This is a genomic window from Candidatus Mycobacterium methanotrophicum, assembly GCF_023515995.1.
GTDB classification, from domain to species: domain Bacteria; phylum Actinomycetota; class Actinomycetes; order Mycobacteriales; family Mycobacteriaceae; genus Mycobacterium; species Mycobacterium methanotrophicum.
This window is the reverse complement of sequence record NZ_CP097320.1, coordinates 282,626-295,956: the sequence shown is the minus strand read 5'-3', so window position 1 is coordinate 295,956 and position 13,331 is coordinate 282,626. Positions and strand designations below refer to the sequence as shown.

The window sequence follows — 13,331 nt, the reverse complement described above, 5'->3', positions numbered from 1 at the left end:
CCATCCACGGACGGACGTCCCATGAAGACCAACTATATTCGTCTGGGGGTTTCAGGGAGGTTGCGGGTCTAAGGCCATGCGGTCGGTTGAAGAGCATCAACGCGTTGTCGCCGGGCTGATCGCTGCCCGGCCCGCCGTCACCGTCGCACTGCCCGACGCACAAGGCCGGGTGCTGTCGCAGGACGTGACCGCGATGGTGGCATTGCCGGTTTTCGACAATTCGGCAATGGACGGTTATGCGGTGCGCGCCGATGAGGTGGCCTCGGCGACCACCGATCACCCGGTCCGGCTGCGGGTGGCCGAGGATATTCCGGCCGGCCGAAGCGACATCCTTGAGCTCGAGCCGGGTACCGCGCATCGCATCATGACAGGGGCGCCGATCCCGGCCGGGGCGACGGCGGTGGTGCCGGTCGAGGCCACCGATGGGGGGACCGATGTCGTCAGGATCGACGTGCCCAGCGTCGAGGGACGCCACATCCGCCGTGCCGGTGAGGACGTCGCCGCGGGCGCCACGGTGTTGCGGGCCGGGCAGGTGGTCACCCCGGCGGTGATCGGCTTGGCCGCGGCGCTGGGACTGTGCGAGCTGACTGTGATTCCGCCCCAGCGGGTGCTGGTGATTTCCACCGGATCGGAGCTCGTAGCGCCGGGCACGCCGCTGCGGCCAGGGCAGATTTATGAGTCCAACTCGGTCATGCTGGCCGCCGCTCTCCGCGAGACCTGCGCCGAGGTGGTCGCCGCCGTGACAGTTAGTGATGACGTCGCCCGGTTCACCGCGGTGCTGGGCCGATACGCCGCCGAGTCGGATCTGATCATCACCAGCGGCGGCGTCAGCGCGGGCGCCTATGAGGTGGTCAAGGACGCATTCGGCCGGCGCGGTGATCAGGGGGTGGAGTTCGTCAAGGTGGCGATGCGGCCGGGTATGCCGCAGGGCGCCGGCCGGGTGGCGGGCACACCCATCGTCACCCTGCCCGGTAACCCGGTCAGCGCGCTGGTCTGCTTCGAGGTGTTCATCCGGCCGGTGCTGCGCTCAGCCATGGGGCTGCCGGCTCCGCACCGGCCGCGCCGATCCGCCGTGCTGACGGAGACGTTGACATTATCGCCGGGTAAGCGCCAGTTTCGCCGCGGATTTTTCGACGCCTCCACTGGCGCCGTCGTCAGCCATGGCCCGCCGGGGTCACACCATGTGCGGTGGCTGGCGTCGGCGAACTGCCTGCTGGACATTCCGGCAGACGTCACCGAGCTACCGGCCGGGGCGCAGGTGCAGATCTGGGATCTGCGCTAACGCGGAACCTGTCAGAATAGGACACGTGGCTGATGCCGGTCCGCTCTCGCACATCGATGATCTGGGCGCGGCTCACATGGTCGACGTCGCCGAAAAGGCCGCCTCCAAACGCACGGCCGTTGCCGCAGGCTCACTGCGTGCCTCCGCGCAAGTCATCGAGCTGATCGCGGCGGGCGGACTGCCCAAGGGCGATGCCCTGGCCACGGCGCGCGTTGCGGGCATCCTGGCCGCCAAGCGCACGAGCGACCTGATCCCGCTGTGTCATCAGTTGGCGCTGACCGGCGTCGACGTCGATTTCACCATCGGCGAGACGGACATCGACATCACCGCGACGGTGCGCAGCACCGACCGCACGGGGGTGGAGATGGAGGCGCTGACCGCGGTGAGTGTGGCGGCCCTGACCCTTTACGACATGGTCAAAGCGGTCGATCCCGCTGCGCGGATCGATGGCATACGGGTGCTGCGCAAGGATGGCGGCCGGCACGGGACGTGGGTGCGGTGATGGCAGGCAGATCGGCGCGTGTCATCGTCGCCTCGACCCGCGCGTCGGCCGGGGTCTATGCGGACCGCTGATCGCTGAATGGCTCGCACAGCGCGGGTTCTCGCCGGTGCAAACGGTGCTTGTCGGTGACGGCGGCCCGGTGGGCCAGGCGCTGCGCGACGCCCTCGTCGAGGAAGTCGAGGTGGTGATCACCGCCGGGGGCACCGGCATCTCGCCCAGCGACGACACTCCCGCTCAGACCACGGCGGTGCTCGATTATGAGGTTCCTGGGCTGGCCGACGCCATCCGACGGTCCGGTCTACCGATGGTGCCAAGCTCGGTGTTGTCGCGCGGTGTCTGCGGGGTTGCCGGCCGCACCTTGGTGGTCAACCTGCCGGGCTCGCCGGGCGGGGTCCGCGACGGCCTCGGCGTGCTCGCCGATGTGCTCGACCACGCGCTGGACCAAATCGCAGGCAAAGACCACTCCCGATGAAAGCCGGCTGGCTTGAGTGCTCGACGGCTCGTCTGCGCCCGTCAAACATATTGAGTCGGTTCCGGGCCAATCACTGGTTGCGCATGCGAGCGGGAGCCATCGCCTTCGCGGCGAGGCTGCCATGCTCGAAGCGAGCGGACCAACCACCAGATCATCAGCCCCCCGACGATGGCGACCGCGAGGTCACCGCGGAAACCGATGATCCCGACCGCAAGCGCCAAGGCCCAGTGCGCGGGGTGCCGCAGATCTTTGAGCAGCGCGACATGCAGCAGGCCGGCGACCGTCAGCAGGCCGGCCAGGATCGGCACGGGAAATACGGATAGCGCAGCGGTCAGAGTCGCTCCGAGTGCGAGTGCGACCGCGATTAGTACTGCAGCCGTAGTTCGTGATCATTGGTTTTCCTGTCGCTGGTAGTGGGATAGCTGGGTTCGGTATTGGTGTCGTCGTCGCCATTGCGACCAGGCCCGCAGGCTTTTGATGGTGCGGCGGGCGGTCAGCAGCAGCATGTCGAAAAGACGACGAAATTCGTTGACGGTCAACGCAATCAGGCCGACGGGGGTGGGTTGTGTGTCGCGTTCGACGGCGGTGGACACGGCCAGGAAGGCATGAGCGAGCATGGCCAGGGTGGTCCAGCGATGCCAGGAGCGCCAACGGCGGACCTGGTGTTGGTCGAGTCCGGTCGGGCCCTTGGCGGCCTGGAAGGATTCCTCAATGCGCCAGCGTTGACCGGCGACGGCGACCAGGGTGCGCAAGGTGGCTGGGCGTGGTGTGTAGCAGCGCAGGTAGGCCAGCTCACCGGTGGTGTCGTTGCGCCGTATCAGCAAATGATGGTGGCCGGTGTCGGTGTCGTCTTCGGCGTCCAGCGCAATCCAGGCCCAGGAGTAGTAGCGCTGTCCGTGGCTGCCGGCGCCGGCGGAGTGTTTCTGCCGCGCCCACGCTGGCAGCTGGCGGGGGAGTTGGTCGACGCGGGTCGGCCCGGCCGCGGTCGGCACTCGCCGGTTGGCGGCCACCGCAAGGACATGACCCAGGCCGTGGCCGCGGATGGCGGCACGCAGTTTCGGATCAGCGCCGTAGACCTCGCCGCCGGCCACCCAAGCCGCCGGAACCTTCGCTTCGACGGCGCGGGCGATCAACCCGGCAGCCAGGGTGGGTTTGGTGGCAAAACCTCTGCTATTAGCCGGTATCCCCGCCTCGTCGCAACGATCCAGATCCTCGGTCCAGCAGCGCGGCAGATACAACGCCCGGTCGATCAGGGCATGCCCGCGCGGGGCAGCATAGGTCAGATACACCGCGACTTGGGAATTCTCAATGCGCCCGGCGGCGCCGCTGTATTGGCGTTGCACCCCGACGGTGGCGGTGCCCTTCTTGACGTCGCCGGTCTCGTCGATGATCAGCACCGCGCCGGGATCGCCGAAGGCGTCGACGACGTAATCACGCAAATCGTCGCGGACCGCATCAGCGTCCCACTTGGCGCGGGCCAGCAGGTGCTGCAAGCCGTCGGGGGTGGCATCGCCACGGTGTTCGGCGATCGTCCAGCAATTCTTGCGATCCAGCCCGCAGGCCATCCCGGCCATCAGCGCGGCGGCATGCCGCAACGGTTCATGGCGGCTAAACCGCGGCGCGATCCGGTCGATCACCTCCGAGAACTGACTCCACCACCGGTCAGGGTCTACGCTGACAGCCGCGGCGGCCGCGGCGCATTCAGATGTGTTCACAAACTCCGAACAATGCCCCGGCCACCGCTTCTACCAGCGCAGACACGCCGAAGCACCCCAGCCCCGAACTAGGAGGGTCGGGGGCTGGCGCGGTGGCGAATGGTTCGGCTGTAGGTCTGGCGCTCCTGCCGGGGTTTCCCGCGGGCAGCTTTCGCTTCAACCGTGGCCGTATCGCTTCCGTTTCCAGCCCCCGCCCGTCAAACCGTGCATGCGGTTCTCCCGCACACGGCTTACCGACGTTCTTCACCGGCGGCATTCGACTTTCCAGGCCCGAAACGGCCTGGGCGGGACGACGATCCCATCAAGACTGAGGTTTTCTCACTTGGGGCTCGTGAGTCTGGTGTGACTGGAGTTTTCGGCGTGTCGTAGTGGCTGGGCGTGGGGTCCTTGCTCAAGGATTCGGTTTCGACGAGGAAACCCGCTCCGCTGCAAAGGACCCCACGTGTTCACCTACTCTGCCATCTGCGACGTGCCGGAGGAAACCCTGCTGCATGTGACCGCGCTGCTGCACGTTCACCGGCGCGAGATCAGAACGCGGGCCGGGCGGCGGTCGGGTACGGTGCGCACGCAGGCCAAGCTGGTGCTGCGGTGGTTCCGCGACGACGCCCCGATCCGGTTGTTGGCGATGGAGGCCGGGCTGCCGATCTCCACCAGCTACCGCTATCTGCACGAGGCGATCGACGTGATCGCCGAACAAGCTCCTGACCTGCACGAAGTGCTCGACCGGGCCAAGGCCGAACAGTGGTCGCACGTGACGCTGGACGGGACGCTGATCGCCATCGACCGGGTGGACGAGCGCAACGAGGCCGGCCATCACCGGTGGTATTCGGGCAAGCACAAAACCCAGGGCGGCAATGTGCAGATACTGGCCGACCCGGGCGGGTTCCCGGTGTGGTCGAGCGAGGCCGAACCGGGCAGCGTGCACGACATCACCGCCGCCCGCGCGCACTGCCTGGGCGCGCTGTACAAGTCCGCGGCCGACGGGGTGCCGACGCTGGCCGACAAGGGCTACGAAGGAGCGGGGATCGGGGTGCACACTCCGGTCAAGGGCCGCGGCCTGGCCGTGGAGAATCAGAGCTACAACATGCTGCTCACCGCGGCGCGTGCCATCGGTGAACGCGCCAACGCCGAACTCAAACAACGTTGGCGCTGCCTCCGTCGAATCCGCCTGTGCCCAAACAGGATTGGCGCAGTTGTTGCCGCCGCGATCGTACTATCGACTCTCCAACGCGGAAATTACTGAGAAAACGTCACTGATCAGGCCCAGATGGTTCTCCGATCTCAACACCTGGGTCATTCCCCATCCCCGAGCTCGGCGGCGTTTGCCCCGTTTGGACAGCCACAGCGCGAGCCGGGTCAAGGCATAGTTCCTGATCTGGCCAAGCATCAGTGCGGAGTTACCAAAGCGGAAATACCCCGCCCATCCGCGCAGGAACAAGTTGAGTTCCTCCACGATCCGCTCGACCGGCACCAGCAAGCGGGATCGGGCCGTGATCGCCCGAATCCGATCCCGTGCGTGTTGGACCGCCTTACGCGCAGGCCACCGACCGAGGAAAACCAGGTGCGCCGACCGGGGAGTCCGCCCGCGCACCAGCCGATTGTGGAAGCCGAGGAAATCCACTCCCTGACCACCGTCGACCAGATGCACGATGCGGGTCTTGGATGCCTTGGGCTGCAACCCGAGATCACCCAGCAGGACCGTCAACCGCTCCAGGGCGGCCTCGGCCTGGTCCCGCGACCGGCACATCACTACCAGGTCGTCGCAGTAGCGCACCAGCACACCGTGCTCGCTGGTGTCCCACACTCGGTCCAACCGATGCAGGTACACGTTGCACAGCAACGGCGACAGCGGACCGCCCTGCGGGGTTCCGGACACCTCACGGCGCACGGACCCCTCCTGCATCACTCCCGCACGCAGCATCGCGCGCAGCAGCTTCAACACGCCCTGGTCACTGACCCGTTCCTCGATCGCTTGCATCAACTTCTCATGCGGAATCGCCGAGAAACAATTGGCGATGTCCGTCTCGACCACCCACCGTTTGCCCTGCCAGGACTCGTCTATGAGCACTTGCAGCGCATCGTGTGTCGACCGCTTCGGGCGGAACCCGAAATTGCACGACAAAAACCCGGCCTCGAAGATCGGCTCGAGCACGATCTTCACCGCGGCCGCCACGACACGGTCACGAACCGAGGGAATCGACAGCGGACGCTGTTCGCTCGTCCCCGGTTTGGGGATGAGCACCCGCCGCGCGGGCAGCGGACGCCACCGATTGGCCCTCAAGTCCTCGGCCAGTTCATCCAGAAACCGGTCGACACCGTATTCCTCGACTTCGGCCAATGTGGTCCCGTCAACGCCGGGCGCGCCGTTGTTGCGGCGCACCGCGACCCATGCCCGCCACAGGACGTCTCTGCGATAGACCTTGTCCTGCAACGCATGAAACCGTCGTCCCGGATCGGCCTTGGCCGACCGGTAAAGCGTGTGCTGCAAAGCTCGAACCGGGTCCAACACGGACCCCGACGCGGCGGGACTAGCCAGATCGGCACTCACCGGGCACCTCCTTCCAGACACAACGCGTGAACGAAGCAGCGGCCCTTCCCTTACCGCAGGTTACGTTGTCCTGCGGCTCGATCGGTACTACGACCGCCTCCGACTCCCACCCGGCGCCCGATCCACTTCCCGGCTCCACACCGGTTATAGGACAAGCTATTCCACGCAATTCGCAGTGCGTTTCGGCCGGGGAGGGCCTCCCCAGTTCCCGCCGTCACCGCCTGAACGTTCCGCGCCCTCTTACGCCGGGGAGTCCCTCGCGGCTGCACTTCCAGGGTCTTCACCGCTTCCATGGCCTTCACCGTGAACCGCCCGGCTCGGCTCTCCCTCAATGTCTAACGACGCGGCAGGCTTCACTCGTGTTACGGACCGCTCAGTTGCTTCCCCCAACGGGGCTTTCGACGCTGGGCTTCGACCCGACCCGTTTCCAGACCGAGCCGCCAGCCTGCTACCGGGCCTCCTAATGAGTATTAGCGGGTGCGGCCTTCGGGCAGACTTGCTATCGGTAGCGGCCGGTGGGTGAGTACTGATGCCTCCTGGATTTCGAGTCCTGATGTCAGATCGTCGCCCCCACCGGTTCGCCCGGGAGAAGGGATCGCTGATGGGATGTCGTGCCCGCCCGCGTGGCGTGAGCACTGCTTCATTAGGTTGCCGAGAGCTCTCCCGCACGCTGCCGGGCTGTAACCCGGACAACTGCAGACAGGAGCGAGGAGTGGCGAAATTGCTGTACGTGGGCGACGATTGGGCGGAAGATCATCACGACGTCGAACTGATGGACTCGGCGGGACGCAGGCTGGCCAGGGCGCGGCTGCCCGAGGGCGCGGCCGGGATCGCGCGGTTGCACGCGATGATCGGCGCCGAGCTGGGCGCCGACGCCGACATGGCCGAGGTGGCGATCGGAATCGAGACCGACCGGGGCCCGTGGGTGGCCGCGCTGATCGCGGCCGGATACACCGTGTACGCGGTGAACCCGCTGTCGGTGGCCCGGTACCGGGAGCGGCACAGCGTCTCCGGCGCCAAGAGCGACCCGGCGGACGCACACACGCTGGCCGACATGGTCCGCACCGACTCGCACCAGCTGCGCCCGGTGGCCGGCGACAGCGCGGCAGCCGAGGCGGTGAAAGTTGTTGCCCGCTCGCACAAGACGATGATCTGGGACCGCACCCGCCACACCCAGCGGCTGCGGCACGCGCTGCGCGAGTACTTCCCCGCCGCGCTGGAAGCCTTCGACGATCTCGACGCGGCCGATGCGCTGGAACTGCTCGGCAGAGCCCCCGACCCCGCGTCGGCGGCGAAGCTGAACCGCAGCCAGATCCGGGCCGCGCTCAAACACGCCGGTCGCCGCGACATCGACACCAAGACCAGCCGGATCCAGGACGCGCTGCGCGGCGAGCAGCTCGGCCGCGACCCGGTGATCACCACCGCGTACGCGGCTGCCACCCGCTCGATCGTGGCCGTGCTCACCACCCTCAACGAGCAGATCGCGATCCTGCAAGAGCAGGTGGAGGAGCATTTTCACCGGCACCCGGACGCTGAGATCATCCTGTCGCAGCCCGGCCTGGGACCGATCCTCGGCGCCCGGGTGCTCGCCGAATTCGGCGACGACCCAGCACGGTACGCCGACGCGAAGGCCCGCAAGAACTACGCCGGAACCAGCCCGATCACCCGCGCCTCCGGCAAGAAGAAGGTCGTGCTCGCGCGGTTCGTGCATCAGGACAGGCTCATCGACGCGCTGATGACGCAGGCGTTCTCCGCGCTGCGCGCCTCGCCCGGCGCACGCGCCTACTACGACAAGCAACGCGCCCGCGGCCTCGGCCACAACCCCGCGCTGCGCCAGCTCGCCAACCGGCTCGTCGGAATCCTGCACGGCTGCCTCAAGACCCGCACGCTCTACGACGAAGCCACCGCCTGGCCGTCCCACAATCGAGATCAACAAACCGCCGCTTGACATTTAAGCTCCTGGGATGTCTGACAGCTACCCGGACCGGACTCACACCGGCAGGCGACGACGAGCTTTTTTGATCAGGTCATGACCTAAACAATCACCTCCTGACCACTGGGCGCACCGGCTGCAGTACTAGGCGGGGGACCAGATCTCGGGTTTGTCGACGACGAAACCCTCACCACTGCTGCGGAATTCGATCAAGGTCCGCAAAGCAGGCAATGAGGTCGAAGAATCTCCGGGGTTCTTCGAAGGCGATACCGTCGCGCACTGCGGACCAACTCTCAGAGGCGAGTTCGCCCGGACGGTCAACCTCACCGACATGCATATCGGCTGGGTGTTCACCCGCACGGTGCGCAACAACGCCCACACCCACATCCTGGGCGCCCTCAAAGCCGGTATTACTGAAATCCCCTATGAGGTAACCGGTTTGGACTTCGACAACGGCACCGAATTCCTCAACAAGGCTGTCATCAAGTGGGCCGCGGACATGGAGATCTTCTTCACCCGCTCACGGCCCTACAAGAAGAACGACCAGGCCACCATCGAGTCCAAAAACAACCACCTCGTGCGCCGCTACGGGTTTGACCCGCCCGGCGACTTTCGGACAACGCCTTGATTATTGTTGAGGCCGAGCCGAATTGGAGTCGCAAGTATGGAACGTCGCCGGTTCTCCGCTGGGTTTAAAGCCAGTATTGCACTGGAGGTGATCGAGCATTCGCGTGCGATTGCTGATATTGCACGCGAAAACAACGTGTCGGAACAGTCTGTCTCGCGATGGGTCCGCCAGTATAAGGAGGAACATCCCGAGATTGGCGATAAATTGACAGAATCAGAAATGGACGAGTTGCGTCGGCTGCGACGACGTGTGAAATCACTGGAACAGGAGGTCGAGTTCCTGGGAAAAGGTGTGCCACGAACACGGGAGGCTGCGTGATGTAGGAGATCGCGGAGGAACGTGGTGCTGTGTGAATGATGAAGGGGTTGTGGCCCTTCGGAGTCGCCCGTCGGGTGGGAGGCTTCAAAACGCCTCATGCTGCGTTGGCTGAAGACCGTCGTGGTGAGCGATGAGGAAAAGGCGCTGTTAGAAGCGTCAGGTGGGGATCAGGAAGACGAACGCGAGTGAATCGCTGACGACGTGTCGAAATGGATGAGATGGCATCGAAACCGGGGCTTCTTTTTGGCTCTTCTGCCATAGTCGTGGGTTCGTGACCAGGGGTTTTGGGGCGCAACGCCGTGTCCTGCTTACGTTTTGGACTGCAATCGGGTTCAAGACGGAAGGGGTGTACGGCGTTGCGCAAATCCAGGGTATTCGCGACGGTCCTCGGTGGCCAGGACATGGTCATCGACGACGTGATGATCGAGACCGAGACTTCGCGCGGCAAGCGGCCGGTGACCAGCGAAGCGCTGGTGTTTGCGGTGCGGCCCAAGGCAAACCAGGCCAGCCGGTGCTCGCGGTGCCAGAAACGCTGTCCGGGCTATGACGGCGGGGACGCGATCAGGCGCTGGCGCAGCCTGGATCTGGGGACGACGAAGGCCTATCTGCAGGCCGCCGCACCGCGGGTAGCCTGCCCCGAGCATGGAGTGGTGGTGGCGCATGTGCCCTGGGCGCGGCCCGGCGCCCGCCACACCTGGGCGTTTGAGGACACAGCCGCGTGGCTGAGCGCGCATGCCGCCATCAGTGTGGTCGCGGTGTTTTTGCGGGTGGCCTGGCGCACCATCGCCGCGATCGTGGGCCGGGTGGTCGCCGATGGCCGCGACACCAACGACCTGCTCGTCGGACTGACCCGCATCGGCATCGACGAGATCGCCTACCGCAAAGGCCACCGCTACTTGACGTGCGTGATCGACCACACGACAGGCAGGTTGGTGTGGGCCGCCGAAGGCCGCAACAAAGACACCCTGGGCCGCGCGACGGCCGTCGTCTGCTGGCCGGTTGGCTGTCCTGGGCGTCGCACTCGCGCATCCCGGAGTTCGTCGCCGTAGCCCGCACCGTCCGCCGTCACAAGGAGCTCATCGGCAACACCCTCGACCACCAACTGTCGAATGCCCGCTCGGAAGCCACTAATACCCACCTGCGGGCCTTGACCAAGCGTGCGTACGGGTTTCACAGCCCTGAGGCGCTGATCGGCATGGCCATGCTCACCCGCGGCGGCCTGTGCCCCGCACTACCCGGCCGAGCAGCATGAAACCCGACCCACGGAAACGTCAGGAGATCCTTCTTTTTGGCGCCGGGATGAGTTTGGCGGGTATCCCGATTTCTGGCCAGGCGGTGTCCGGCATGGAGGCGACGTGATCCTGGTCTGCGGCGTTCACGCGGAACGTGGGAAGGCATGCCCCGATACAGTTTTCGCTTCGGTGAGGGCGAGAGGGAGCGCGGCGGGCAGCAGAAACTGTGAGCCGTTGAGTACCGACGCGGGGTGTGCTGGCGGACCGGCTCGTAGTAGCGCTGAACCGCCTGTAATGGGCGCGGAGCAAAGGGGCCGGACCATTCGGGTTGGTGAAGCAGTCAACCGGCGGCAGCCGGGAGGAGCTGGATGAAGCAATCGAAATCGCTGGGAAAGCCGTTCGAGATATCGAAATGGGCTGTTGCGGAGGCGTATCGCAGGGTCAAGGCCAACAAGGGTGCCGCCGGTGTGGACGGGTTGTCCATCGAGGGCTTCGAGTCCGACCTGAAGGGCAACCTCTACAAGGTGTGGAACCGGATGTCGTCGGGGACGTACTTTCCGCCGCCCGTGCGGGCGGTGGAGATCCCGGAGGCTGGCGGCGGTGTGCGGGTGCTCGGTGTGCCGACGATCGCGGACAGGGTTGCGCAGACGGTGGTGGCCATGGAACTGGAAAAGCGGGTGGAGCCAATTTTCCATCCGGGCTCCTACGGCTATCGACCCAAGCGTTCGGCGCTGGACGCAGTCGCGTCATGCCGACAGCGGTGTTTCAAGAAGGACTGGGTGCTCGATCTGGACATCCGCAAGTTCTTCGACACCGTCGACCACGAATTGATGGTCAAAGCGGTTCGGGCCAATACCGACCAGGACTGGGTGGTGTTGTATGTGCGGCGGTGGCTTTCGGCTCCGCTGCAACTCCCGGACGGGACGCAAGAGGTGCGGCATCGAGGTACCCCGCAGGGGTCCGCGGTGTCGCCGATTCTGGCGAACCTGTTCATGCACTACGCGTTCGACATGTGGATGGCCCGGAAGTTCTCGGACGTCGACTTCGAACGGTACGTGGATGACGCGGTGATCCACTGTGTCAGTGAGCGTCAGGCGCTGATGCTGAAGGCCGCCATTGGGGAACGTTTCGCCGCGGTGGGGTTGGAGCTGCATCCGGACAAGACGAAGATCGTCTACTGCCGGGACGAGAACAAGCGCACGCTCGATTCCGAGCACACCTCGTTCACGTTCCTCGGCTATGAGTTCCGAATGCGGTCGGCGCGCAACAAGTTCGGGGAGTTGTTCACCTCGTTCTTGCCTGCCATCAGCCGCGACGCGGAGAAACGCATCAACCGGGAGGTCCGCAGCTGGGGCCTGCACCGACACACGGATTGGACTCTGGGCCGGATCGCACGATGGATCAACCCCATCGTGCGAGGCTGGCTGCGATATTACGGTCTGTTCTATCGGACGAAACTGTATGCGCTGTGCAAACGCATCAATACCTACTTGGTGCGGTGGGCTCGCAAGAAATATCGACGGTTGCACGGGTTCAAGAAGGTCAACGCCTGGTGGAAAGCCTTGGGGGAACGATATCCTCGAATGTTTGCTCACTGGGAATATACCCGTGGCTTCATGGCGACTGGATGGTAAGAGCCGTGTGACGGGAGACTGTCATGCACGGTTCTGTGAGAGCCCGGGGGTGAGATTCCCCCGGGCCACTCGACCTACCGCCTTCTTCGCGAAGAAACAGCAACCGTAGACGTTTACGCAGCTATTTCCGCTGAAGAAGGCAACTATTCGGTGGCCATGATGTGCAATGCCGTATCAGTGTCCCGGTCGGGCTATTACGCGTGGAAAAACCATGTACCGTGTGCCCGGGACCTCGAACGGCGTCGCTTGGAGAACCTGATCGTGGCGATCTTCGACGATTCCGACCACACGTATGGCTACCGGCGTGTGCATGCCCAGCTGGCGCGCCAGGGTGAGCAGATCGACGACGACACCGTCCGCCAGATCATGGGTGATCTGCACCTGGTGGCCTGCCAGCCACGGCCGTTTAGGCCTGTCACCACGATCGCTGGCGATATCGCCGGCCTGCCTGATCTGGTCAACCGGGACTTCACCGCGACCGCGCCCGGGGCCAAGCTTGTCGGGGACATCACCTACATCCGCACCTGGGAAGGATGGTTGTACCTGGCGACCGTGCTGGATTGTTTCAGCAAGAAAGTCCTCGGATATGCCATGGACTCCACCATGACATCGGCACTCACCTGCGACGCATTATCCATGGCTGCTGACAGAATTCCTATCACTGCCGGAATGACAATTTTCCATTCGGACCGCGGGACTCAGTATACTTCCCAGGATTTCGCCGATCACGCGAAAGGGCTTGGCATCCTGCGCTCCGTCGGCCGCACCGGTGTGTGTTACGACAATGCCTGGGCCGAATCGTTTAACGGCACCCTGAAAAACGAGCGAGTGAATCGCACCGTCTATCCCACACGTGAACACGCACGAAAGGACATCACCAAATACATCGAACTGCGCTACAACAACAAACGACTTCATTCAGCACTGGACTACTGCACGCCGAATGAGGTAGAACCCGAATGGTTCAATAACCACAGGGCCGCCTAAAACGATAAATAAACAACTGTCCGAAAACGGCCGGGCAGGTCAAGTCGTGCACGCTCGTCGATCTCGAGTGGCTTTTCCTT

General features: G+C 64.8%; 11 protein-coding genes and 2 pseudogenes. 10 read left to right on the top strand and 3 right to left on the bottom strand.

The window, feature by feature from the left end:
• Nucleotides 1-76 precede the first annotated feature (76 nt).
• The 3 genes and pseudogenes from moeA to M5I08_RS01540 all read left to right on the top strand — a co-directional run bounded on the left by moeA (nt 77) and on the right by M5I08_RS01540 (nt 2,256).
• On the top strand, nt 77-1,282 hold the full coding sequence (gene moeA / locus M5I08_RS01550; RefSeq protein ID WP_219070023.1) for a molybdopterin molybdotransferase MoeA: 1,206 nt from the start codon (nt 77-79) through the stop codon (nt 1,280-1,282).
• Between the two features lie 76 nt (nt 1,283-1,358).
• Complete coding sequence (moaC, locus tag M5I08_RS01545) at nt 1,359-1,784, top strand: cyclic pyranopterin monophosphate synthase MoaC (protein ID WP_249763035.1); 426 nt, start codon at nt 1,359-1,361, stop codon at nt 1,782-1,784.
• Nucleotides 1,784-2,256: pseudogene (locus tag M5I08_RS01540) on the top strand (MogA/MoaB family molybdenum cofactor biosynthesis protein). Before moaC ends, M5I08_RS01540 begins: the two are co-directional and overlap by 1 nt.
• Nucleotides 2,257-2,297: 41 nt before the next feature.
• Here the strand turns inward: M5I08_RS01540 and M5I08_RS01535 are convergent.
• The gene (locus M5I08_RS01535) at nt 2,298-2,564 is read right to left on the bottom strand and encodes a hypothetical protein (RefSeq protein ID WP_219070027.1); all 267 of its coding nucleotides are present in this window, start codon (nt 2,562-2,564) and stop codon (nt 2,298-2,300) included.
• A gap of 81 nt (nt 2,565-2,645) precedes the next feature.
• Nucleotides 2,646-3,890, bottom strand: a complete 1,245-nt coding sequence (locus M5I08_RS01530) for an IS701 family transposase (RefSeq protein ID WP_219070036.1) — start codon at nt 3,888-3,890, stop codon at nt 2,646-2,648.
• A 523-nt stretch (nt 3,891-4,413) separates the two neighbouring features.
• Here M5I08_RS01530 and M5I08_RS01525 point away from each other — a divergent pair.
• Nucleotides 4,414-5,214, top strand: a complete 801-nt coding sequence (locus tag M5I08_RS01525) for a transposase family protein (protein ID WP_249763034.1) — start codon at nt 4,414-4,416, stop codon at nt 5,212-5,214.
• Here the strand turns inward: M5I08_RS01525 and ltrA (M5I08_RS01520) are convergent.
• Nucleotides 5,185-6,519 carry a group II intron reverse transcriptase/maturase gene (ltrA, locus tag M5I08_RS01520; RefSeq protein WP_249763033.1) on the bottom strand — a complete coding sequence of 445 codons (1,335 nt, stop codon included), beginning with the start codon at nt 6,517-6,519 and terminating at the stop codon, nt 5,185-5,187. The two genes, M5I08_RS01525 and ltrA (M5I08_RS01520), sit on opposite strands and share 30 nt — an antisense overlap.
• Before the next feature lie 721 nt (nt 6,520-7,240).
• On the opposite strand from ltrA (M5I08_RS01520), the gene M5I08_RS01515 reads away from it, so the two are divergent.
• From M5I08_RS01515 to M5I08_RS01485, 6 genes and pseudogenes are all read left to right on the top strand, one after another.
• On the top strand, nt 7,241-8,467 hold the full coding sequence (locus M5I08_RS01515) for an IS110 family RNA-guided transposase (RefSeq protein ID WP_249763278.1): 1,227 nt from the start codon (nt 7,241-7,243) through the stop codon (nt 8,465-8,467).
• A 154-nt stretch (nt 8,468-8,621) separates the two neighbouring features.
• Nucleotides 8,622-9,080, top strand: coding sequence for an integrase catalytic domain-containing protein (locus tag M5I08_RS01510; RefSeq protein ID WP_249763032.1), 459 nt, complete (start codon nt 8,622-8,624; stop codon nt 9,078-9,080).
• A gap of 36 nt (nt 9,081-9,116) precedes the next feature.
• On the top strand, nt 9,117-9,398 hold the full coding sequence (locus tag M5I08_RS01505) for a transposase (protein ID WP_249762859.1): 282 nt from the start codon (nt 9,117-9,119) through the stop codon (nt 9,396-9,398).
• A 356-nt stretch (nt 9,399-9,754) separates the two neighbouring features.
• Nucleotides 9,755-10,650: pseudogene (locus tag M5I08_RS01500) on the top strand (transposase).
• Nucleotides 10,651-10,998: 348 nt separating this feature from the next.
• Nucleotides 10,999-12,264 (top strand): group II intron reverse transcriptase/maturase, encoded by a 1,266-nt coding sequence (ltrA, locus tag M5I08_RS01490; protein WP_249763030.1) that lies wholly within the window; start codon nt 10,999-11,001, stop codon nt 12,262-12,264.
• 156 nt (nt 12,265-12,420) lie between these two features.
• Nucleotides 12,421-13,251, top strand: a complete 831-nt coding sequence (locus M5I08_RS01485) for an IS3 family transposase (RefSeq protein ID WP_370328614.1) — start codon at nt 12,421-12,423, stop codon at nt 13,249-13,251.
• The last annotated feature ends 80 nt before the right edge of the window (nt 13,252-13,331 follow it).